The organism is Phreatobacter aquiterrae (assembly GCF_053471285.1).
Genome location: NZ_JBJPHW010000013.1, coordinates 111996 through 135153, shown reverse-complemented (window position 1 = coordinate 135153; position 23158 = coordinate 111996). Strand labels below are relative to the sequence as shown.

20 protein-coding genes are annotated in these 23158 nt (G+C 66.5%); 9 read left to right on the top strand and 11 right to left on the bottom strand.

The annotated features are described in order from the left end of the window. Positions 1 to 289: 289 nt before the first annotated feature. Together ACJ4V0_RS18485 and ACJ4V0_RS18480 are read left to right on the top strand one after the other, a co-directional pair. Positions 290 to 778: a regulatory protein GemA gene (locus tag ACJ4V0_RS18485; RefSeq protein WP_448301073.1), complete on the top strand. Its 489-nt coding sequence runs from the start codon at positions 290 to 292 to the stop codon at positions 776 to 778. A 162-nt stretch (positions 779 to 940) separates the two neighbouring features. Then, positions 941 to 1411, top strand: coding sequence for a helix-turn-helix domain-containing protein (locus tag ACJ4V0_RS18480; protein ID WP_448301072.1), 471 nt, complete (start codon positions 941 to 943; stop codon positions 1409 to 1411). Between the two features lie 177 nt (positions 1412 to 1588). Here ACJ4V0_RS18480 and ACJ4V0_RS18475 read toward each other — a convergent pair whose 3' ends face one another. Then, positions 1589 to 2968, bottom strand: coding sequence for a PIN-like domain-containing protein (locus ACJ4V0_RS18475; protein WP_448301071.1), 1380 nt, complete (start codon positions 2966 to 2968; stop codon positions 1589 to 1591). Positions 2969 to 3154: 186 nt separating this feature from the next. Between ACJ4V0_RS18475 and ACJ4V0_RS18470 the strand changes: the two genes are divergently transcribed. From ACJ4V0_RS18470 to mazG, 5 genes are all read left to right on the top strand, one after another. Beyond that, positions 3155 to 4141: a phage protease gene (locus ACJ4V0_RS18470; protein WP_448301070.1), complete on the top strand. Its 987-nt coding sequence runs from the start codon at positions 3155 to 3157 to the stop codon at positions 4139 to 4141. A 40-nt stretch (positions 4142 to 4181) separates the two neighbouring features. Next, positions 4182 to 5141 carry a capsid protein gene (locus ACJ4V0_RS18465; RefSeq protein ID WP_448301069.1) on the top strand — a complete coding sequence of 320 codons (960 nt, stop codon included), beginning with the start codon at positions 4182 to 4184 and terminating at the stop codon, positions 5139 to 5141. A gap of 24 nt (positions 5142 to 5165) precedes the next feature. Beyond that, positions 5166 to 7985, top strand: a complete 2820-nt coding sequence (locus ACJ4V0_RS18460; protein ID WP_448301068.1) for a phage tail tape measure protein — start codon at positions 5166 to 5168, stop codon at positions 7983 to 7985. A gap of 60 nt (positions 7986 to 8045) precedes the next feature. Continuing rightward, a complete protein-coding gene (locus tag ACJ4V0_RS18455; RefSeq protein WP_448301067.1) occupies positions 8046 to 8564 on the top strand; it encodes a hypothetical protein in 519 nt (172 codons plus the stop codon). A gap of 213 nt (positions 8565 to 8777) precedes the next feature. Continuing rightward, positions 8778 to 9620: a nucleoside triphosphate pyrophosphohydrolase gene (gene mazG / locus ACJ4V0_RS18450; protein WP_448301079.1), complete on the top strand. Its 843-nt coding sequence runs from the start codon at positions 8778 to 8780 to the stop codon at positions 9618 to 9620. A gap of 6 nt (positions 9621 to 9626) precedes the next feature. Here mazG and hflX read toward each other — a convergent pair whose 3' ends face one another. The 8 genes from hflX to dusB form a co-directional block, all read right to left on the bottom strand. Beyond that, a complete protein-coding gene (hflX, locus tag ACJ4V0_RS18445) occupies positions 9627 to 10985 on the bottom strand; it encodes a GTPase HflX (RefSeq protein ID WP_448301078.1) in 1359 nt (452 codons plus the stop codon). A gap of 27 nt (positions 10986 to 11012) precedes the next feature. After that, on the bottom strand, positions 11013 to 11261 hold the full coding sequence (hfq, locus tag ACJ4V0_RS18440; protein WP_108176771.1) for an RNA chaperone Hfq: 249 nt from the start codon (positions 11259 to 11261) through the stop codon (positions 11013 to 11015). 158 nt (positions 11262 to 11419) lie between these two features. Beyond that, entirely contained in the window at positions 11420 to 12277 is an 858-nt protein-coding gene (locus ACJ4V0_RS18435; RefSeq protein ID WP_448301066.1) for a D-amino-acid transaminase, read from the bottom strand. Positions 12278 to 12412: 135 nt separating this feature from the next. Then, positions 12413 to 13780, bottom strand: coding sequence for a nitrogen assimilation response regulator NtrX (ntrX, locus tag ACJ4V0_RS18430; protein ID WP_448301065.1), 1368 nt, complete (start codon positions 13778 to 13780; stop codon positions 12413 to 12415). Positions 13781 to 13800: 20 nt separating this feature from the next. Further along, positions 13801 to 16041, bottom strand: a complete 2241-nt coding sequence (locus ACJ4V0_RS18425) for a sensor histidine kinase NtrY-like (RefSeq protein ID WP_448301064.1) — start codon at positions 16039 to 16041, stop codon at positions 13801 to 13803. Positions 16042 to 16221: 180 nt separating this feature from the next. After that, positions 16222 to 17661 (bottom strand): nitrogen regulation protein NR(I), encoded by a 1440-nt coding sequence (ntrC, locus tag ACJ4V0_RS18420; protein ID WP_448301063.1) that lies wholly within the window; start codon positions 17659 to 17661, stop codon positions 16222 to 16224. 11 nt (positions 17662 to 17672) lie between these two features. After that, positions 17673 to 18797, bottom strand: coding sequence for a two-component system sensor histidine kinase NtrB (locus ACJ4V0_RS18415; RefSeq protein ID WP_448301062.1), 1125 nt, complete (start codon positions 18795 to 18797; stop codon positions 17673 to 17675). Then, entirely contained in the window at positions 18794 to 19834 is a 1041-nt protein-coding gene (dusB, locus tag ACJ4V0_RS18410; RefSeq protein WP_448301061.1) for a tRNA dihydrouridine synthase DusB, read from the bottom strand. Before dusB ends, ACJ4V0_RS18415 begins: the two co-directional genes overlap by 4 nt. A 141-nt stretch (positions 19835 to 19975) precedes the next feature. Between dusB and ACJ4V0_RS18405 the strand changes: the two genes are divergently transcribed. Together ACJ4V0_RS18405 and ACJ4V0_RS18400 are read left to right on the top strand one after the other, a co-directional pair. Continuing rightward, positions 19976 to 21166, top strand: coding sequence for a bifunctional 2-C-methyl-D-erythritol 4-phosphate cytidylyltransferase/2-C-methyl-D-erythritol 2,4-cyclodiphosphate synthase (locus tag ACJ4V0_RS18405; protein WP_448301060.1), 1191 nt, complete (start codon positions 19976 to 19978; stop codon positions 21164 to 21166). A 1-nt stretch (position 21167) separates the two neighbouring features. Then, complete coding sequence (locus tag ACJ4V0_RS18400; RefSeq protein ID WP_448301059.1) at positions 21168 to 21671, top strand: CinA family protein; 504 nt, start codon at positions 21168 to 21170, stop codon at positions 21669 to 21671. A gap of 9 nt (positions 21672 to 21680) precedes the next feature. Here ACJ4V0_RS18400 and ACJ4V0_RS18395 read toward each other — a convergent pair whose 3' ends face one another. Continuing rightward, entirely contained in the window at positions 21681 to 22154 is a 474-nt protein-coding gene (locus ACJ4V0_RS18395) for a type II toxin-antitoxin system RatA family toxin (RefSeq protein ID WP_448301058.1), read from the bottom strand. 21 nt (positions 22155 to 22175) lie between these two features. Continuing rightward, positions 22176 to 23135 carry a lipoyl synthase gene (gene lipA / locus ACJ4V0_RS18390; RefSeq protein WP_448301057.1) on the bottom strand — a complete coding sequence of 320 codons (960 nt, stop codon included), beginning with the start codon at positions 23133 to 23135 and terminating at the stop codon, positions 22176 to 22178. Between the last annotated feature and the right edge of the window lie 23 nt (positions 23136 to 23158).

Here is a 23158-nt window from a genome sequence, read left to right as displayed (position 1 = left end):
TCTCCACACCCGTCATCCCTGGACCCTTCCCGAAAACGGAAAGGATCGTGCGCTATGGCCTCAGCAGGGGTGGTTATTGGACGCGAAACCAGCCCAGCAGGGGGTGGTTCTTGCACGCGATTTCACACTCTGCCGAGGACAGCACCTCAAGCCCGCCCTGTAACCACGCTATGAGCACCGCCATCGACATCGCGGCGGAGCTGCTCGGCACCTGGGCTGCCCGGCTCGATCATCTGAGCGAGAGGGTGCGCGACAGGCCCTCCCGCCGGCCATCCGATGAGGGCGCCACATGACCAGGGCGACCCCATCCGACAAGATCGGCGCGAAGCATGTCGCGCTGATCCACATCGCGAAACAGCAACTCAGCATGGACGAGACAACCTATCGCGCTGTGCTCCTTCAGCACGGCCGCGCCGAGAGCGCGGCCGGCCTCGATCGCCGCGGGTTCGCGGCGGTCATGCGCTACTTCACGGCTTGCGGCTTCCGCAGCACCTGGACCAGGCGAACTTATGGCGACCGGCCCGGTTGGGCCTCGCCGAAGCAGATCACGATGATCCGTGGGCTGTGGCGCGATTGGTCGGGGAGCGACGATGAGCCTGCGTTGAACCGCTGGATTGAACACCGCTTCAAGGTGTCGTCACTGCGGTTCTGTCGGCCGGCCGATGCCGCCAAGGTCATCACGGGCCTGCGCGCCATGGTCACACGCGTTCAACCCTTGAGAAGCCAAAAGCGACGGTCGGGGGGTCGGAAGGTCCCCGCGGGTCCCCCACCGAAGTGAAGTCCCGGTCATCCTGTGCTCGACCGTCGATGCCAAATTAGCATGCGTTGCAGCCGATGAGTAGAAGATGGCGCGAAGACGGGGCGGCAATTGCCGCCCTCATTGCGTAGCAGCTTTGCGGTCATGCCGGCCGGGGCAACTTACGCGGTCTCGATCCGGCGCATGGGCAACGTCTCCGAAGGTACATCAGAGGAAGCGCTCGACCAGGCCGGGGCGAACGCTCCGCCTGAGACCTTCGCCCTGTCTCCACTCCTCAACGAAATTGCGGACTGCATCGGCCGCGACCAGGGCGGCGTCGCCGCGGCCACGGCGATCGGTATCCACTTCGGGGGCAGACGCCTCTATATCCCCCGCCTGCACCTGTTCAGCACTGAGCATCCTCTGGTGGCCCTGATCGGGGAGGCCGCCACCGAGCGCCTGGTGCGGGGGTTTGAGGGCATGACGATCCTCATTCCGACGACGGTCATCGGGGAACAGCGCCGCCGCGCGGCAGCCGTCACGTCGCTTCGCGCGCAGGGGCTATCGCAGACAGACATCGCCCACCGTCTCGGCATCGATCGGACGACGGTGCAGCGGCTGTTGCGCAAGCACGGCGATCCCGCGTCCGACCTCAAAAATGGCCGAGCCTCATAGAAGGCCACTGACGGCGTTTGAGGGGCCGGAGCCATCTCCGGCCGGAAATTTCCTTGAACGCGAAATTGAACGGCCGGAGGGGCGCGGACGGGCCTTCGAGTAGGTTGCCTTGATCGCCAGAGCCAAGAGGCGGGGAAGCTCTTGTATGGCTCGTCAGAATTGGGACAGCTCATGTGATCAAAGGGGGCGCGGCAACCAGACCTCAGCTTTTGGTCGGGAAGTCATGAACCGAAACCGAACGTTGTCGGCCGGTGAGCCGCGTGAATCGTCCGCGATTTCGTCGATCCGGCCGGCCATTATCTCGCCTTCGGTATTCTCCGCCAAAAAACTTTCGCCGGCAAAAATGGGATAGACGTCGGACGAGCTATCGAACTGCTCGAAACTGACCAGACCGTCGGGAGGCTCGGCAGAGGCCTTCACGCGGGCAATGCGGCGGAGGTTGGTGCGCCCAGTGTAGAGATAGATGGCCTTGTCGGAGTGTTTGGAGAACCTGAGCGTGAACCGCCTGTCATAGTGGTCGATATCTATGATGCCGTTGTTACTGGAATAGTCGAATGATACCGCTCCCATCGGGACCACAATCATCCGGCGCTCATTCCGCGGATCGACAAAGACGTCCGTGAGGTCACCTACGAAGCGAGGCGATTCCTCCGTGATGCGCACTTCATTCACGACTTGTTGCGGGGCCTGCATGCCTCCAAGTACATCAGCAAGGGTGCATAGTCGCAGTTCGCAGCCATCCGACGCGCCACGGAACTCGTCGATCAGCTCGGGGCGAACATAGGTCTCGCGTACCATCCAATCAGGCTTTCGGTCGTAGGTGACGAACGCGATGTTCCTTTTGAACTTTTGGCCCAGGGAAAGAATAGTCTTCCAAATGAGGAAATCGCCGATGCCGCCATCTGGTTTGCTAGCGTCCTTATAGCCGGGTGGCCGCCGCAGCCGCAGCCTTTGCTCCCATTCCTTGCGCAGGGCCGTAGGCTCGGCGTCTGGTATGTCGACTACGGTCTTGTCGGAGAGGACCTCGCTGTAGATCTTTGAAATCGGATCATCTCCGCGCCATGCGGAAATCGCGGCAATCATCTCTTCAATTGCTTTTGAAAACTGCTTTTTCGCGCTCTTGAAGGACACTTCGGCCTCTTGCATGGCGGCAAAAGGCTTGAGGCTGGACAAGATCGGAACGTCGGGTACCGAAATGCTAACCTTCGAACGACAATCGTTGAGGTGCTGGAGAAGCTGGCCCAGCTTCTCCTCCCGATTGGCTGCGAACTCCCGCGCGGCTCTGGCCGGTACGAATAGCCGGCCTTCAGCTACCAGGTTACGATAGACTTGATCGACCGAGGCAAGCGACTCTTTCGTTAGCGAATAGGGCAACAGAAGGCAGCTTGCGTCCAAAACGAATATGATGTTGGGATCTGATAGATTGCTGCTTTCGCGGGGTTTGAAGAGGCGAACCGGATCAGGAAAGACGATTTCCAACCGATCTATTGGATCGTCTTTCGCCGTGGTACGCCCTGCACCCTGATGGCCGGACGTGTTTTCGGTCTGTTCGGTCACTCCGGTCCCCGTACGCCAAGCAATGGAATCGCCCGGTATTGTAGCAGAGGGCGGCAAATGCCGCCCTCATTTCCGGGTGTTCCCGCGCGTTATCACTTCCATCGCTGTTGAGGGCAGCCCGCATCGAGGCTCTGGTCGTGCCAGCGGCCAAGCTTCGATGCGGTTCCTCATCCGATGGAGATGGACTTGCAGAACGAGCAACATTCCGACCGGCTGAAGCCCATCGCCGTGGAAGGCGCTGAACTGCCGAACGTCCTGGTGCTCATCCCGCGGGGTCCTGACATCGTCGGTGTGGACGGCAGGCGATGGCGATCGACGGCGCCGGACGTTCTCGTCCAGGCGTTCAACTCCGCCGCCAAGCCGCTTCCGATCGATATCGAGCACGCGACCGAACTGAAGGGGCCCAAGGGTGAGCCCGCTCCGGCGGTCGGATGGATCAAGAAGCTCGCGGTCATCGACGGCGCGGTGGCCGCCACCGAATTCGACCTGACGCCGCAGGGCCGCGAGTACCTGACCTCGAAGGCCTATCGGTATCTGTCTCCGGCCATTCGTTTCCGGGCAAGCGATCGCGAGATCACGCAGATCTCCTCGGTCGCACTGACCAACAAGCCGAACCTCGACCTTCCGGCCCTGAACCGCAGCCTTTCGATCGATCGCGTCGCGCTGTGCCGCGCGATCGGAGCGGATGCGGAGACCGACGACGACGCGCTGATGACCCGACTGGCCACCCTGCGGCAACTGGAGCGCGATGTCGCGGCGGGGTCCTTCGTGCCCAAGGCCGAACACGACGTCGCTCTGAACCGCGCCGTTTCGGCGGAGACGGCCCTGAGCGAGCGCGACCGCGCCGCTGGCGAAGCTGCCATTCAGGCATCCGTCGATGCGTCGGTGCGGGACGGCAAATTCCCGCCCGCGGCAAAGGATCGTGCGCTCGCCGTATGCCGTCAGGTCGGCGTCGAGCAATTCGAGGCCCTCTGCGCCGCGATGCCTGTGATCGGCGGATCGCCGATGGCCCTCAACCGGATCACGCCCGGCGAAGGCGCGGTGCACGACGGAAGCAAGACGATCCTCGAGCAGGCGCGCCGGCTTCAGGCGGACGCGGCCAAGGACGGCAAATCAATGGCGATCGACGACGCGGTCGTTCGCGTGACCGGCGGCATCACGCCCACCGCCTGAGACCGCCTGCCATTTCCACACCGACGCCTCGGAGACCGTCATGGAACGACCCTTTCCCGTCAATGAAGCCCTGACCGCGATCTCGGTCGGCTACTCCAATCCCTCGCAGACGCTGATCGCCGATCAGGTCCTTCCGCGCGTTCCGGTCATGTCCGAACGGTTCAGTTGGATCGAGCACCCGCTCGCCGAGGGATTTACCCTTCCCGATACCCGCGTTGGTCGCCGGGGGCGGCCCAATCAGATGGAATTCACGGGCATCGAACGGCAGGGGCGCACCAACGACTACGCCCTGGACGACCCCATCCCCATGGGTGACATCAACGAAGCGGCGCGCCAGCGCCAACTGAATCGCAGCACCTACGATCCGCGGGCGCATTCGGCGAAGATGCTCACCTCGCTGATCCTTCTCGACCGGGAGGTGCGCGTGGCCAGCAAGGTGTTCTCTCCGGACAGCTACTCGTCCGGCCGGAAGCTCGCCCTGATGGGCGGGGCCAAGTTCTCGGACTACACCGACTCCGATCCGATCGGCGTCATCGCCGGTGCGCTCGCCGGCACGCTGGTGTTCCGCCCCAACGTGGTGGTGATGGGGCAGGCCGTCTGGGACGTCATCCGCTCCCATCCCCACATCGTCAACGCGGTGCGGGGACAGACGACGACGCGGGGCATCATCACCCGCGAGGAGTTCGGTCGCCTGTTCGAAATCCCCAAGGTGCTCGTCGGCGAGGGCTTCGTGAACACCGCTCGCAAGGGGCAGGCGCCGGTGATCCAGCGCGTCTGGGGCAAGAACATGGCCTTCCTGCACATCGATCCCGAGGCCCGGCCCGATCGCGGCGGCATCACCTTCGGCTTCACGGCCGAGGTCAACTCGCGGGTCGCCGGGACCATCCTCGATCCGAACATCGGGATGGAAGGGGGCGAAGTCGTTCGCGTCGGCGAGAAGGTCGAAGAGATCATCTGCGCTCCTGACGTCGGCTATCTCGTCACGGGCGCCGTCGCCTGACGTCGCAACTGCGGAGGCGCCGCAATGGCCGAGATGAAGGCCTCGCTCATTCTGGAGCTGGTCGACCGGCTGACCGGTAAGACAGGCCCGGCCCGGCGCGAACTGGACAAGCTCAATGCCAGTCAGGGTCGGTTCGCCTCGACTTCGGCGGGCCTTCGCGCGACGGCAGTCCGCTCCGGCAACACGACGCTGGTAGCGACCCGCGCGATAGGGGCGCAGGCGAGGGCAACTGACCGCCTGGCAGCCTCGACGGGGCGCTATAGCGCCCACATCGCCAGCCTGCATCGACGCGCCGAAGGTGGCGGCCCCTCGGCCATGGCGCTCGGCCGCACCTATGCGATGACGCGCGCCTTCGACCATCTGAACAGGAAGGCCGAGGAATATATCGCCATCAGCCGCCGTCGCCCGCGCGCCGAGCGGGACGCGATGGCGGCGGCGGCCACGGCGAGGGGCGCGCAGGTCTCCTACCTTGGCTTGATGCGCCGCGACGAGCGTCTCCGGGGCGGGGCCTTCAACGGTGTTGCAGGGGGCGTCGCTGCTGCCCGCTGGTCACGGCGCGGGAGGGCAACCGCGGCGGCGGGACCGGAGCCGGCAGGATCGGTCGCAGATGCCGCTGCAATGCCCGGTGGTCTGGCTCGCGGCGCCGGTGCGGCGCTCGCCGGCCGGGCCGGTATGTTGGCCGCAGGAGCGGCCGGCGGGGCCGTCGTTGGCGGCGTCGGCATGGTGGCCGCGGCAACCCCCGCGGCTCTGTCCCTCGAACGCGCCATGTCCGACGTCCGCAGAGCGACCTCCGCGAGCCGGCTGGAGCTCGAGGAGTACGAGCGGCAGGTTCTGACGATCGCGCGGGCCACGGGGCGGTCCAAGGAAGAGGTCGCCGGTCTGATGGCGGCTGGGGCGAGTGAGCGCCGCCGCGGCCAGGATCTCGCGAGCTACACGGCATTGGCGGCGCGCGCATCGCAGGCCTGGGGCCAGTCTGCCAGCAAGACGGGCGAGACCCTCAGCTCGCTCGGAAACATCTACCGCGCCAACCAGCCCCGACTTGAAGGCATCGCGGACGCGATCCAGACCGCCGCCACGGCAACGCGCAGCAAAGCGACCGATCTCGCCAGTTTCCTCCGGGAGGTCGGCCAGGAGGGGCATTCGGCGGGGCTTTCAGCAGAGAACATGGCCGCCTACGGGGCGGCACTCCGGGCAGCGGGATCGGAAGCCTCAGCTTCTCATAAGGCGATGTCGTCGATCGTCTCCACGCTCTCCGATGCGAGCAACCAGGGAAGCGACTTCGACAAGGCCCTGCGCTCCATGGGACTGCGCACACGGACCTTCGCCCAGTCGTTCCGCCGCGACGCCAACAGCACGATCCTCGACTTCCTGACCAAGCTGAACGCGCTGGCGCCGGACAAACGCGACAGCGCGATCTCCAATATCTTCGGCAACGATCAGGCCGAGGAGATCAGACGCCTTGCCCAGCAGATCGACCGCATCAGGACGCTTCAGGGGCAGTTGAACGATCGGTCGCGGACGCGAGGGGCGGTGCAGCGGGAGTTCGACGTCTTTTCTGAAGCCGACTTTGCCAAGATTGAGCGGGCCAAGCAGGCGATCGACGCTCTCACGGCGCGAATTGGCTATGCGGGGCGACTCGCGGCCGGCACCGTGGCCGGGGCCGTCAACCGCCTGTTCGATAACTACGAAGCGCACCAAGAACGCGAAAGACGCGGTCAGGGCGCTATCGCACGTGAGATTTACGACCGGCGCATCGCGGCTCTTGACGAAGAGATGAAGAGGGCGCGGGATAACTACGACTTTCGCCGGCAGGAAGAGTTGGCCCTTCAACGCCAGCGGCTCACAGCCCTTCGTGAAGAGGCGCGCGTCCGCGAGACGGAGCGCCAACTGGCGAAGCGAGCGGCCGAGGAGACGCCGTCGAGCGTCGCCAGCATTGAAGGCCAGATACGTGATGCCAATGATGCCGAGCGCCGCAAGTTTTTCGAGGATGTCCTGCGTCACGGCCCGCCCCCCGCTCGGCCGGACATTCTTCGTCGTCGAGATCGCCAGCAGATGGCTCCAGACGTCCTGGCTCGCGAGGATCGGCAGCGCGCACCGACAGCGGATGAGCCATCCGGTCCAGGGGTGCGTGAATGGCTCGCCGGCCTCCAGGCCCAGAGAGCCAAGGTCGAGACCGAAGCAACCTCGCTCCGGGAGGCCATTCAGTCGATAAGGGATGCGATTGCCGGTCAGGGTGGCAATGCAACCTCTGCCCAAAACTACGAGCTGCGGGCGCTTTCCGATGCGCTGAACAAGGCCAATTCGGAGATCGACCGGCTCGCGGCGCAAATGTCGAGCACGCTGGGACAAGTCTCCAACCAGGCCTATTCCGCAGGTCAGCAGATTTCATCGCAGCTTGCCGCCGGCATTCGAGCCGGCGGCGGCGAGGTCTCGGCCGCGATGAGCGAGGTAGCCGGTCGGGCCATGCGCAACGTACCGCAGAGCCCTGCGAAAGACGGCCCGTTCCGCTACCTGCGCCGTGGTGGGCAGGAGATCGCGGCACAACTCGCCTCCGGCATCGGCGACAACAGCGGGGCGGTGTCCGACCGGATGCGGACCATGGCGGCGGCAGGCATGTCGGCTTCGCGACAAGGTGGTTGGGCACTGCCGCGGCCGTCCGCTCCGGATGCTGGCACGGCCGGCGGAGCGTCCGGAGGCGGATCGGGTGGTGGCATCGCCGTCTCGATCGACATGGGCGGGGTCACCATTGCCCCCAACGGCCAGTCGCTGGACGACATGAGCCGCACACTTGGGGAGCGCGTGGCGGCCCGCATCGGCAGCTCACTGCATGAGAGCCGCGCATGATCACGATGCCATTTGATCCTTCGCGCCACCTGGTCAAAGCCGCGTTGAAGGAGGTTCGGCATGAGCGATGACGCTCCGCCCGATACCGTTCGGATCAGCAGCACCGAATACGCGACTTTCATGCGCGAGCGGGAAGAGCTTCACCGCCTGCGCGCGCTGTTGTCCGATGGCGTACAGAATGAACGCAGTCGCCATTTCGGCGATAGCGACGTGGCCGCGTTCTTCGCAGAGCAACTCAGGCTGTCTGCCACCATCCAAGAGGCACAGGCGGCTGCGGCAGATCGGTTCGGCCCGCGTCAGATACCCTCGTCTTCTGCCGTGCACCGGTATTGGACGAAGCTGCGCAAGCTCGCGGCCCATGGCCTTTCGGCAGTTCCGCCACGCCGCCCCTCGATCGCGTATTCGGTAAAGGTCCGCCCGATTCTCGACGAATGCTATGATGCGGGGCTGGCCATCGATGCGACGGTCGCCGAGACGAAGAGACGGGTTCTCGGGGCTACACCCACCCGTGAGGCGGTCGCCCAGTTTTTCCTCGACCGGCGATTGGCCGACGCGAAGCGCGCGCTGGCTTCGGAGTGATCCTGGATTATCCCAGAAAATCCCACGAAGTCCCGCCAAATAGCTCTCACCGGCGCCAGATATCGATCACGGACACACCCGGCCATCCCCGTCGATGTCGGCAGTCGTCCGACGTGACTCAAGCTGTGGATTGACGGCCCCCGCCTCTTGCCTTGCCCGACGGCGGTGAGCGCAGAGTGACAGATGACGACGACAGATCCAGCACCTCCATCCATCGAACCGTCCGATGACATCGCGCGTCTCGTCGAGATCATGGCGTGGCTGCGGACGCCCGGGCGCGGCTGTCCCTGGGATCTCGTCCAGACCTTCGCGACAATCGCGCCATTTACCATCGAGGAAGCCTATGAAGTGGCGGACGCGATCCAGCGCGAGGATTTCACCGACCTGAAGGACGAACTCGGGGACCTGCTTCTGCAGGTCGTCTTCCACGCCCGGATGGCCGAGGAACGAGGGCTCTTCGCCTTTCCAGATGTGGTCCGTGCCATCACGGGGAAGCTCATCCGGCGCCATCCCCATGTCTTCGGCGGCGACCGCGACATGAGCCCGGAGGCGGTCAAGGGCCTGTGGGACCGGATCAAGGCTGGGGAGAAGCAGGCGCGGGTGGCCGAACGCGCACGGCTGGGCCTGCCGGCTGAGCCTGCCGGCGGGGTGCTGCTGGCAGGGGTTCCGACCGCCCTTCCCGCCCTGACCCGGGCTCTCAAGCTGCAGTCCAGGGCCGGCAAGGTCGGCTTCGACTGGAACGATGTCGACGCCGTGCTCGCCAAGATCGTCGAGGAGGCGCAGGAGATCGTCGAGGCCCGCCGCAACGGCGCCTCGCAGGCGGACATCGCCGGCGAGGTCGGCGACCTCCTCTTCGCCGCGGTCAATCTGGCGCGACACCTCGACGTCGATCCGGAAGACGCGCTGCGCGGCACCAACGCCAAGTTCGAGCGGCGCTTCGCCGCCATCGAGGCGGCGCTGGCAGTGGAAGGGCGCGGGCCGGCCGATGCGTCGCTCGAGGAAATGGACGCGCTCTGGAATGAGGCCAAGCGCCGCGAGCGTGACGGCGCAACCTGAGGCGCGTCAGCCGGCCTTCGGCAGCCGGCGCTCGAGTTGGTCGCGCTTGGCCGGCGCGATGCGCAGGGTGACGCGGGTCTCGCCGCTCTCCAGCGCCTCGCGCGCCTCGACCTCGGCGTTCTCGTGGATCCAGTGCAGCGTGCCGCCATCGGCCGCCGGCACCGTCACGGTCAGGCGCTCATGTTCCGCCCGCAGGCGGTCCTCGATGGCGCCGAGAAGTTCGGGCAGCCCCTCACCCGTCACGGCAGAGACGAAATAGGGCCGATGCGCCTCGTCGTGGCGTGCCGCGCGGTTACGCGCGGCCTCGCGGGCCGGCTCGTCCAGGAGGTCGACCTTGTTCCAGACCTCGATGATCGTGCGGCTGACCGGATCGATGCCGAGATCGGCAAGGATGGCCGCCACATCGGCAGCTTGAGCTTCCGTGTCGCCGTGGCTGACGTCCCGCACGTGCAGGATGACGTCCGCCTCGATGACCTCTTCCAGGGTCGCCCGGAATGCGGCGACCAGCATGGTCGGCAGGTCGGAGATGAAGCCGACGGTGTCGGACAGGATCGCCTTGGTGCCATGCGGCAGGCGCATCTGCCGGAGTGTCGGGTCGAGGGTGGCGAAGAGCAGGTCCTGCGCCAGGACGCCGCCCGTCGTCAGGGCGTTGAACAGCGTCGACTTGCCGGCATTGGTGTAGCCGACCAGGGCGATGATCGGATAGGGCACGCGCCGGCGGCTCTCGCGGTGCAGGCGGCGGGTGCGCGTCACCTGTTCGAGTTCGCGCTCGATCCGCGTGATCCGCTCCTGGATCATCCGGCGGTCGGCCTCGATCTGCGTCTCGCCGGGGCCGCCGAGGAAGCCGAAGCCGCCCCGCTGGCGCTCAAGGTGGGTCCAGGACCGCACCAGACGGCTCTTCTGGTAGCTGAGATGGGCGAGTTCAACCTGCAGGCCGCCCTCTTTCGTGCGCGCGCGCCGGCCGAAGATCTCGAGAATGAGGCCGGTACGATCGACGACTTTGGCCTTCCACGCCTTTTCGAGGTTGCGCTGCTGCACCGGCGACAGGGCCGCATCGACGAAGACGAGGCCGGCCTCGTGGGCCGCCACCAGTCCCGCGATCTCCTCCACCTTGCCCTTGCCGATGAGCGTCGCCGGCCGCGGCTGGTTGAGGCCGACCGTGACGGTCTCCATGACCTCGAGATCGATGGCCGCCGCCAGTCCAACCGCCTCATCGCGCCTGGCATCGGCCGAGCGAGAGGGTCCCTCGGCCCCCTCGCCTCGCCGCGTGATGATGGGCACGACGACGACGACGCGCGTCGGTTCGCCTTGCGGCTCGTCGCCACTGTCGTGATGGATGGTGCTGACGATGTCGGGACGGCGAATGTCCAAAAAAGGGCCTCGAGGTTGAGATCAGCCCTTGTCGTCTCCGTCCTGCGGTTCGAACAGCTGGACCGGGGCGCCGGGCATGATCGTCGATATGGCGTGCTTATAGACCAATTGCGAGTGCCCGTCGCGACGGAGCAGGACGCAGAAGTTGTCGAACCAGGTGACGACGCCCTGCAGCTTGACGCCGTTCACGAGGAAAATCGTGAGCGGAATCTTCTGCTTGCGCACGTGGTTGAGGAAGGTGTCCTGGAGGTTCTGTGCTCGTTCCGCCATTGTCTTTTTCCGTTGTTGCCGCGGCCTGAAGGACACCGCGAAGGTTTATGGACCGGCTGGCACCGGTCGGGCTTGTTCTTGGCACGACATTAAACGCTCATCATACCGCAGCGCACAAGCGCCCAGATCGTCACAGCCTCGTGTGGCGCGCGGGCCTCTCATGCGATCTCGGCGACCTCGTGGAACTTCGCCCGCAGGCCCGTCGAGATCGATCCCGGCGCTCCATTGCCGACCGGCCGGCCGTCGACCTCGACGATCGGCATGACGATCGTCGTCGCCGAGGAGAGGAACGCCTCACGCGCGTTCTGGGCCTCCTCGATCGTGAACTTGCGCTCCTCGATGCGCACACCCTCGCGCTTGCAGAGGTCGAACAGCGTGGTGCGCGTGATGCCCTTGAGGATGCCGTTGTCGGCGAACCGGGTCACCAGCACGCCGTCGCGGGTGACGATCCAGGCATTGGTGGAGGACCCCTCGGTGACGAAGCCGTCCTCATCGACCAGCCAGGCTTCGTAGGCGCCCGCCTCGCGTGCCGCCTGCTTGGCGATGCAGTTGGGCAGCAGCCCCACCGACTTGATGTCGACGCGCTCCCACCGGTTGTCCGGCACCGAGATGACCTTGACGCCCTTGGTGGCATTGGCCTCGCCCTTGGCGGGGTCGACGTTCTTGGCGGTGACGACGAGCGCCGGCGGCGTTCCCGGCTTTGGGAAGGCGTGGTCGCGGCGGGCGACGCCGCGCGTCACCTGAAGATAGACCAGCCCGTCGCGCACGCGGTTGCGGCGCACCGTCTCGCGCAGGACCATGCCGAGAGGCCGACGCGCCATCGGCATGGCGATGCGCAATTCACCGAGCGAGCGCTCGAGCCGGTCCATGTGGCGCGTCTCGTCGACGAGGCGCCCGCCCCGGACCTCGCAGACCTCATAGACGCCATCGGCGAACTGGTAGCCGCGGTCTTCGATATGGACGGCCGCCTCGCCATGCGGGACGTAGCTTCCGTTGACATAGGCGACACGGGACATTCCGGAGGCTCCTCGAAGGCGGTTCGACGGCGGCGGGCACCGCCGCCGCATTGCGGCAATCTGCCATGGTTCGTCCGGCAGGCGAACCGCGCAGGGCGGAAAGCCGGTGCAAGGCCGCCCTGCCGAAATCGCGGATCACTCCACCGACAAGGCCTTGAGCTTGCGATGCAGCGCCGATCGCTCCATGCCGATGAACTCGGCCGTGCGCGAGATGTTGCCGCCGAACCGGTTGATCTGGGCGGCGAGATACTCGCGCTCGAAGGCCTCGCGCGCCTCGCGCAGCGGCAGCGCCATCAGGTGCTCGCCCCCCTGCCCGGTCGGCATGGAGGGTGCGGCGGAACCGACGTCGGGCGGCAGCATCGAGACCGTGACGACCGCGTCCGGATCGCCACCGGCGAGAATCAGCACGCGTTCGATGTTGTTGCGCAACTGGCGCAGGTTGCCCGGCCAGTCGTGAGACTGCAGCACGGCCATGGCGTCGTCGCCGATACGCCGCCGCGGCAGCCCCGAGACCGTGGCGAGATGTTCGACGAAATGCTCGACGAGATCGGGAATGTCCTCGCGCCGCTCCGCCAGCGATGGCACCCGCACCGGCACCACGGCAAGGCGATGGAAGAGGTCCTCGCGGAAGCGCCCTTCGGCGATGTCGCTCTGGATGTCGCGGGCTGTCGCCGAGATGATGCGCACGTCCACCTGCACCTTGGCGGCGCCGCCCATGCGCTGGAAACTCTGCTCGACCAGGACCCTCAGGATGCGGTTCTGCGTCTCCCGCGGCATCTCCGCCACTTCCTCGATGAAGAGCGTGCCGCCGTGGGCTTCCTCCAGCGCGCCGACCTTGCGGCCCTGGGCGCCGTCCGCCTCGGAGCCGAAGAGTTCGATCTCCATCCGGTCCGGGGTGATGGCGGCGGCGTTGATCACCACGAAGGGACCGCTGGCCCGCGCGGAGGCGCCATGGATCGTGCGCGCCGTCAGCTCCTTGCCCGAACCGGAGGCGCCGAAGATCATGATCCGGCTGTTGGTCGGCGCCACGCGCTCGATCGTCTGGCGGAGCTGGTTCATGGCGGACGACCGCCCGACGAGGCTCGCGGCCTGCCCGGACATCTGCCGCAGTTCCTTCACCTCGCGCCGCAGCCGCGATGTCTCGATCGCCCGTTCGGCGACCAGCACCAGGCGATCAGCCTTGAACGGCTTCTCGATGTAGTCGTAGGCGCCGCGCTTGATGGCGGAGACGGCCGTCTCGATATTGCCGTGGCCGGAGATCATCACCACCGGCACGTCGGGGTGGCGATCCTTCATGACGTCGAGGAGTTGCAGGCCGTCGAGCCGGCTCCCCTGCATCCAGATGTCGAGGAAGACGAGGTTGGGGCGGCGCGCCTCGATGGCGGTCAGCGCCTCGTCGGCGTTGCGGGCGGTGCGCGTGCGATAGCCCTCGTCATCGAGAATACCGGCGACGATCTCCCGGATATCCGCCTCGTCGTCGACAACGAGAATGTCACCAGCCATGCGAGGTCATCCGTTCTTGCTCATTCGGCCGCGGCGGTGGTCGCCGCAAGCTGCTGATCCTTGAAACTCAATCGGAAATGCGCCCCGCGCTGGTGCCCCTCGGCATCCGCCGGAGCATCATAGAGGCCGAGGCCTCCGCCGTGCTCCTCGAGGATCTTGCCGACGATCGCCAAACCCAACCCGGTGCCCTTTTCGCGTGTCGTTACGTAAGGCTCAAGCAGGCGATGACGGTTTTCTTTGGGCAGGCCGATGCCGTTGTCGATGACATCCACCGAATAGAACGGCGCCGAGGCCGTCAGGCGCACGAGGATGCGGCCCTTGCCGCGCTCGGCCTCAGGCACGGCCGCGATGGCCTCCGTCGCATTCTTGATGATGTTGGTCAGGGCCTGGCTGAGGAGGCGGCGGTCGAAGGACGCCTCGTGCCGGCCTTCGGGAATCTCGTCGACGATGTCGATCTCGGGATAGCCGATGCGCATCATGAAGACCGCCTGACGCACCGTGTCGGCGACGTCCTCCGTCTCGAACACCGGCTTCGGCATGCGCGCGAAGGAAGAGAATTCATCGACCATCCGGCCGATGTCGCCGACCTGGCGGATGATGGTGTCGGTGCACTGGTCGAACACCTCGCGGTCTTCGGTGATCACCCGGCCATAGCGGCGCTTGAGCCGCTCCGCCGAGAGCTGGATCGGTGTGAGCGGGTTCTTGATCTCGTGGGCAATTCGCCGCGCGATGTCGGCCCAGGCCGAGGTGCGCTGCGCCACGACGAGGTCGGTGACGTCGTCGAGCGTCACCACCGCGCCATGAGCGCCGTCCTCGTCGGCCTCCAGCGCGACCCGCACCACGAGGGTCCGCTCCCGCCCGCCGCGCACCAGCATGACCTGCCCCTGGACGATCGGCGCGCCGCGCGACGAGCCGGAGACAAGGTCGGAAAACTCGGGAATTGCCTCTACCAGGACGGCGCCGAGCAGGTCGGCTTCGGCCATGCCGAGGGTTTCGACGGCGAAGCGGTTGAGCAGCGTCACCCGACCCGCCTCGTCGAGGCCGATGACGCCTGCCGTCACGCCGGCGAGCACCGCCTCGGTGAACCGCCGGCGGCTGTCGATCTGGTCGCGGGCGTTGATGAGGTCCTCGCGCTGCTGGCGCAGTTCCGCGGTCATCTTGTTGAAGGTGTCGCCGAGATTGGCGAGGTCGCCCTCCGACTTGCGGATATGCACCTCGACCGCCAGATCGCCCGCCGCGACCTGGTCCGCCGCTCCGATGAGGCGGCGGATCGGCTGGACGAGCCGGTTGGCGAAGCTGAGGCCGAGATAGACGGCGGAGAGGGTCACGAGGAAGGCGATCAACGCGAACATCAGCGCGAAGGCGATCTGCAGGCCGAGCCGTCGCGATTGCAGTTCCTGGTATTCGAACAATCCGATTTGGGTAGCGCGCAGGTGCTGCGCGATCTGCGGGCTGATCTGCCGGACGACGTAGAGAATCTCGTCGCCCCCCCTCTTCAGCTTGAGGATCGCCTCGATGAAGTCGCGGTCGTCCCGCGACGTCACGTTGGCGATGATGTCGTCGGTCTTGGCGACCTCCTCCAGGATCGCCGCGGGAACACTGAAGTCGGCCTGCATCGGCAGGTCGGCGCGGTCGATGATGGTGCCGTCCAGTTTCAGCAGGCGCACCACGGTCAGCCCGCGTACCATGGCCTGGGCCGACAGGAAGCGGCTGAAGTTGACCTCCGACTGGTCGAGCGCCCGGACGCGCTCGATGTCCCGCACCAGCGCGGCCGCCTCCGCCCGCACCACGGTGACCTGTTCGTTCAAATAGGAATTGGCCAGATTGGCCGAGGCTTCGATCGAGCGGCGCACTGTTCCGGAAAAGATGCTCTCGAGGCCGCGGTCCAGCGTGACGGAGGCCGCGATCGCAATCACCGCCACGGGAACCGAGGCGACGATGGCGAACAGCCGCACGACGCGCTCGTGCAGGCGCGAGGCCGCCTGCCCTGCCCGCCTCGCCCGCCGCAGCACCATGATCTCGCGGACGATGAGGACAATGAGGGCGATGACCAGGGCGGCGTCGATCACCAGGACGGTGAGCACGACCTCGTGGGTCGCCGCGATGGGCAGGAGACCGGTGACGAGCAGGAAGGTGATGAGGCCGAAGAACAGCGCGATGCCGACCATGATCGGTCCGGCACGCCGTGCCCGGAGGCGCGGCATGAAGGCCGAACCGTCGGTGGCGGGCAGTATCGTGGCGACAGGCGTCGTTGCAGTCATCCGATGAGTGTCTCCGGACAGTTCGGCGGAAAGCCGGCAGAACCGGCACCGCACGAACGTCATCGGGAATCAGGTGACGTGAATACAACAACTGTGACAGAAAAGTCACGTTCGATGAAGGCGGGGCCCGAAGCCGTCCCGGATGGCGAGGGTGCGAGGCTTTGCCCCGCGCGCTCCGCATCAACGCGACGTGCGGATGACCTGGATGTCGAGATCACGGACCTTCTTGCGAAGGGTGTTGCGGTTGACGCCGAGGAGGTCGGCCGCCTTGATCTGGTTGCCGCGGGTCGCGGCCAGGGCGGCCGAGATCAGCGGAATCTCCACTTCCTTCAGGACGCGGTGATAGAGGCCCGGCGGGGGAAGATCGTCGCCATAGCCCTTGAAATAGGTGCCCATGTGGCGCTCCACGGAGGCCATCAGGGTATCGTCCTCGCGCGGCTCGTCGCGCGACAGCGTCGGCTCGGGGGTCGACAGTTCGTTATCGATGATCGGCGCGGTGATGATCTCCTGCGGGTAGAGCGCCGCCAGTCGCCGGATCAGATTCTCCAGTTCGCGGATGTTGCCCGGCCAGCGATATCGCTTGAGCTTTTCCATGGCGGCCGCGTCGATCTGCTTGGCCGGCAGCCCCTCCCGCTCCGCGAGAGCGAAGAAATGGCGCACCAGGTCGGGCACGTCGTCGCTGCGCTCACGCAGCGGCGGCAGGCGCAGTGGCACCACGTTGAGGCGGAAGAACAGGTCCTCGCGGAACAGGCCCTGCTGGATCTGCTGGCGCAGGTCCTTGTTGGTGGCCGCCACGATGCGGACATCCGCCTTGATCGGCGTGCGGCCGCCGACGGTGGTGTATTCCCCCTGCTGGAGCACGCGCAGCAGGCGCGTCTGCGCCTCCATCGGCATGTCGCCGATCTCGTCGAGGAACAGCGTCCCGCCCTCGGCCTGCTCGAAGCGGCCCGGATTGCGGGACTGGGCTCCTGTGAAGGCCCCCTTCTCGTGGCCGAACAGCTCGCTCTCGATCAGGTCGCGCGGGATCGCGGCCATGTTGATGGCGACGAAGGGCCCGTTGCGGCGCTTGCCGTAGTCGTGCAGGGCGCGGGCGACCAGTTCCTTGCCGGTGCCGCTCTCGCCGACGATCATGACGGTGAGATCCGTCTGCATCAGGCGCGCCAGCACCCGGTAGATGTCCTGCATGGCCGGCGAGCGGCCGACCAGCGGCATGGTGTCGGTGTCGATCGGCGAGGACTTGCCGAGCTTGCCCTTGGGCTCTGCCAGCGCGCGGCCGACGATGGCGACCAGTTCCTTCAGGTCGAAGGGCTTGGGCAGGTAGTCGTAGGCGCCGCGCTCCGAGGCCTTGATCGCCGTCATGAACGTGTTCTGCGCGCTCATCACCACCACCGGCAGGTCGGGCCTCAGCTTCTTCATGCGCGGAAGCAGGTCGAAGGCATTCTCGTCCGGCATGACGACGTCGGTGATGACGAGGTCGCCGTCGCCCTGAGACACCCAGCGCCAGAGCGTGGTGGCGTTGCCGGTCAGCCTGACGTCGTAGCCGGCGCGCGACAGGGCCTGGTTCAGCACCGTGCGGATGGCGGCATCGTCGTCGGCGACAAGGATGGTTCCTGTCGGCATCAGTGACCTCGTCAGAGTGGTTTGCGGCCGTTGGCGTCGGTCTGCGACACGCGGGCCATGGGCAGGAGGATGCGGAATACGGTCTTGCGGGGCTGGCTGTCGCATTCGACGATGCCGCCATGATCCCCGACGATCTTGGCGACCAGCGCCAGCCCGAGACCGGTCCCGGAGCTCTTGGTCGTCACGAAGGGATCGAACAGGTGGGGAATGAGATCGTCGGGCACGCCGGGACCGTTATCGCGAACGCAGACCTCGAGCGGCAGCCCGACCCGGCTCGACGTGCCCGGCATGGTCAGCCTGACGCCGGGCCGGAAGGCGGTGCTCAGAAGGATCTCGCCGTCGGAGGCCTGCTCGCCGATCGCCTCGGCGGCGTTCTTCACGAGGTTGAGGAAGACCTGGATCAGCTGGTCGCGATTGCCGAAGACCGGCGGCAGCGAGGGGTCGTATTCCTCGACGAAGCGGATATGCCGGCCGAATCCGGACTGCGAGAGCTTCTTCACGTGTTCGAGGACGACGTGGATGTTGACCGGCTCCCGCTCCACCGGGCGTTCGTCGGAGAACACCTCCATGCGGTCGACGAGCTTCACGATGCGGTCAGCCTCGTCGCAGATCAGCCGCGTCAGTGTCCGGTCCTGATCGTCGACGGAGGATTCCAGCAGCTGGGCGGCGCCGCGGATGCCGGAAAGCGGATTCTTGATCTCGTGAGCGAGCATGGCGGCCAGCGCGGTCACGGAGCGGGCCGCGCCGCGATGGGTCAGCTGGCGATCCATCTTGTCGGCGATCGTGCGTTCCTGGAGCATGACGACCACGTCGCCGGGACGCTCGGCGAGCGGGGCGACATAGATGTCGACGATCCGCTCGTGCCCGTTGCGAGGCGTGCCGAGGTCGACCTTGTACTCGTTGACGGGCGCCTGGCGCTCGCGGACCTGGTCGACCAGCGCCAGCAGTGGGCTGCCGAAGGGAACGAGTTCCTTGAGCGTGTGGCGGCGCAGAACCGAGATGGAGGCCTGGAAGAATCCTTCGGCCGCGGCATTCCCGTCGACGATCATGCCGTCGGCGGCAATGCTCACGACCGGATGGGGCAGCGCGTTGAGGATGGAATCGTGGCTGTCGAGACGCTGGGCTGCGGCGATCATGCGGCTGCCCTCCACTGGAACTGGTCGTAGCATTCGGTGAGAACCTCGATGACCCTGCGCGGCTCCTCCAGTGTGAGCACCCGCTGGCGCGCGGTGGCGAGGATGGCAGTATCCGCGCCGCTTTCCGCGGCAGCCGCGTCCAGGGCCCAGCCGAGATGCTTGCGGGCATGGCGCACGCCGACCGCGGCTCCGTAGTGGGCGAGCTGCTCCTCGTATAGAGCGATGGCGCAGGCCAGTTGCTGGTCGAGCGCCGGGGCCGCAGGAACGGGAAGCCCTGCGAGATGGGCGCCGATCTGCCCGGGCAGCCAGGGGCGGCCCTGCGCGCCGCGGCCGATCATCACGGCATGCGCGCCCGACAAAGCGAGGCACGCATCGGCCTCCGCGAAGGTCGCGACATCGCCGTTGACGACGACGGGGATGGAGACGGCGTCCCGCACGGTGGCCACCGCCGCCCAGTTCGCCCGGCCCTTGTAGAACTGCTGGCGGGTTCGGCCGTGGACGGTCACCAGCCGAACCCCTGCCCGCTCTGCCCGGCGCGCCAGCTCCGGCGCGTTGAGCGACGCGTCATCCCAGCCAAGCCGCATCTTGAGGGTCACCGGGACATCGACGGCGGCGATCGTCGCGTCGATCAGGCGCTCGGCGTGGTCCAGGTCGCGCATCAACGCCGAGCCGGCGTATCCCCCGGTCACGCGCTTGGCCGGGCAGCCCATGTTGATGTCGATGACGTCGGCGCCGGCGGCGGCGGCGATTCGGGCACCCTCGCCCATCCACCGGGGATCGCATCCGGCGATCTGCACGACATGGGGCGACAGCCCCTCGCCCTCGGCGCGCAGGCGCGCTTCTTCGCCACCGGCGGCCAGGTCGTCGCCCGGAACCATTTCCGACACGGTCCAGCCGACGCCGAACCGCGTCACCATGCGCCGGAACGGCGCGTCCGTGATACCGGACATGGGCGCGAGAGCGACAGGCAGGACCACGTCGAACGGCCCGATCGACTTCACACGCCCTTGCGGCGTCATGGTCGATGGGAAGTTCATTCAGATGCCTATTTCGTAAGCGAGAAATGATATGCCTACACTTTAGACATCATTTGATGCGCTGCACAAGAGGCGTGCCTTGAAACAAGACAGCTCAAGGTGAACGCGATAGGAAGGGGCACCACAGGATGGAACCCCGGAATGGCATCGCAGCCGACAGTCGCAGCCCTGATCGTCGCCGCCGGTCGCGGCACCCGCGCCGGGGGCGAGGTGCCGAAACAGTATCGCATCCTCGCCGGCCGGCCGGTGATCTCCTACGGCATCGACGCCTGCCTCGCCAGCCGCCGCATCGATCATATCCTCGTGGTCATCGATCCGGCCGAGGCGGACCGTTACCGGAGCGCGGTTCCCGCCTCTTCGCGCCTGCTGGAGCCGGTCACCGGCGGGGCGACGCGTCAGGCGTCCGTCCTCGCGGGGCTTGAGGGCCTCGCGCCGCACGTGCCGGACATCGTGCTGGTTCACGATGCTGCGCGCCCGTTCCTGTCGCAACGGCTGATCGACGACGCCATCGACGCCGTCGCGGGTGGCGCAGTCGCGGCCATCCCCGGCATCGCGGTCGTCGATACGGTGAAGGTGGTCGATGCTGCCGGTCGCGTCGCCGCGACGGCGGACCGCGCCGCTCTGCGCGCCATTCAGACGCCGCAGGCCTTCGCCTATTCATCTCTGCTGGATGCCCATCGCCGCGCCGCCGCCGAGGATGCTGCGGCCATGACCGACGATGCCGCGGTGATGGAATGGGCGGGCATGCCCGTCGTCATCTTCCCCGGCCAGGCCGGCAATGTGAAACTGACTCATCCGGAGGATTTCGATGCGGCCGAACGGCGTCTGCGCGGACAGGTCGCGATGAACGATGTCAGGGTCGGCCAGGGCTATGATGTCCATGCCTTCGGCGACGGTGACCATGTCTGGCTCGGCGGCGTCAGGGTGCCGCATGACTGTGGCGTCATCGCCCATTCCGATGGCGACGTGGTGCTGCATGCCGCGACCGATGCGGTGCTCGGCGCCATCGCAGACGGCGATATCGGCACCCATTTCCCGCCGAACGACCCGCAGTGGAAGGGCGCCTCCTCGGACCGTTTCCTCGCCCATGCCGCCGCGCTCCTGGCCGCGAAAGGCGGCGTCCTCTCCTGCCTTGATGTGACCGTTGTCTGCGAGGCGCCGCGCATCGGCCCGCATCGCGAGGCCATGCGGCAACGGATGGCGGCGATCCTCGGCATCGATGCCGGCCGCATCGGTATCAAGGCGACCACCAGCGAGAGGATGGGTTTCACCGGTCGCCGCGAAGGGCTCGCCGCCCTCGCCGTAGCGACCGTGCGGTTGCCGGGAGAGTGAGATGAGCAAGCCCCCCAGCGATGATGCCATCGACCGCTTGGCCACCGCTGTGCTGTCGGCTTGTCGCGCTCGTGGCCTGATGACGGTGACGGCGGAGAGCTGCACCGGCGGCCTCGTCAGCGCGGCACTGACCGCGATCGCCGGCTCATCCGATGTCGTCGACCGCGGCTACGTCACCTACACCAACGAGGCGAAGCAGGAGATGCTGGGGGTGCCGGCGGCGGTTCTGGCCGCGCATGGCGCGGTGTCGGCCGAGACGGCGCAGGCCATGGCCGAAGGCGCGCTTTCGCGATCCCGGGCGACGATCTCCGTCTCCGTCACCGGCATCGCCGGACCCGGCGGCGCCACGGGCGACAAACCGGTCGGCCTCGTCCATTTCGCCGCCAGGATGGGCGACCGACTCATCCTGCGGGAGGAACGCTTCGGCGCCATCGGCCGCGCCGAGGTCCGCCGGGAAAGTGTCGTCGTCGCGCTACAGATGTTGCTGGCGCTCGCCGAGGACTGAGTCCTCGTCTCAGACCACGGCGATAGGCTCGCCGCTCCCGTAGATCGCGTCCGCGCGCGTCTCGAAGGCGGTGGCGAAGCGGCGGAAGGCGGCGTCGAAGATGGCCCCCATGACCAGCGCCAGGGCGCGCGAGCGGAATTCGTAGTCGATCGAGAAGGTGACGAGCGTGCCCTCCCCGGTCGCCGCGAAACGCCAGTGATTTTCCAGGCGTGAGAATGGCCCGTCGATGTATTCGGCGAGGATGTGCAGCCTCGGCCTGTCCAGCGTCACGCGGCTGGTGAACGTCTCGCGGAACATCGTGTAGGCGACCGTCATGTCGGCAACGAGGATCTCGATGCCGCCCTCCCCGGCATTGACCCGCCGGCGCACCTTGAGGCTCTCGCAGAGCGGCACGAAGAGCGGATACTTCTCGACGTCGGCGACGAGGTCGAACATCTGGTCGGGACGATGGCGCACGCGGCGCTCGGTCTTGAAGACGGGCATGAACGGCGCCTCCGCCTTCGCTCAATGCCCGAGGCGGGCGAGACGGACGGCCCGAAGCTTCGCAAAATCCTCACCCGCATGGTGCGACGAGCGCGTCAGCGGGCTGGAGGAGACCAGCAGGAATCCCTTCGCCATGGCGATCGTCTCGAAGCCCTTGAACTCGTCGGGCGTGACGAAACGCACGACTTCGTGATGCTTGCGGGTCGGCTGGAGATACTGGCCGATGGTCAGGAAATCGACCTCGGCCGATCTGAGGTCGTCCATGAGCTGCAGCACCTCGTTCCGCTCCTCGCCGAGGCCGACCATGATGCCGGACTTGGTGAAGATGGTCGGATCGAGCTCCTTCACCCGCTGCAGCAGGCGGATGGAGTGGAAGTAGCGCGCGCCGGGCCTGACCTTCAGGTATTTCGACGGAACCGTTTCCAGATTGTGGTTGAACACGTCGGGCTTCGCCGCGACCACCACCTCAAGCGCCCCCTCCTTGCGCAGGAAGTCGGGGGTGAGGATCTCGATCGTCGTCTTCGGCGAGCGGGCGCGGATGGCGTGGATGACGTTCGCGAAGTGCCGCGCGCCGCCATCGGCAAGATCGTCACGGTCGACCGAGGTGATGACCACGTGCTCGAGGCCGAGCTTCTGGACGGCGATCGCCGTGTGCTCCGGCTCGTTCGGATCGAGCGGCTGCGGCATGCCGGTCTTCACGTTGCAGAACGAACAGGCCCGCGTGCAGGTGTCGCCCATGATCATGAATGTCGCGTGCTTCTTCTCCCAGCACTCGCCGATGTTCGGGCAGCCAGCCTCCTCGCAGACGGTGACGAGGCCGTTCTCCTTGACGATCTTGTGGGTCTCGGACCATTTCGGCGAGCCCGGCGCCTTGACTCGGATCCACTCCGGCTTGCGCTGGATGGGCTGATCCGGCCGATGTGCCTTCTCAGGGTGCCGGGGACGGCTGTCGCGCTTCAGCGTGTCGATGAGCGTGGCCATGTCGGATCCGAATGGGATGCGGC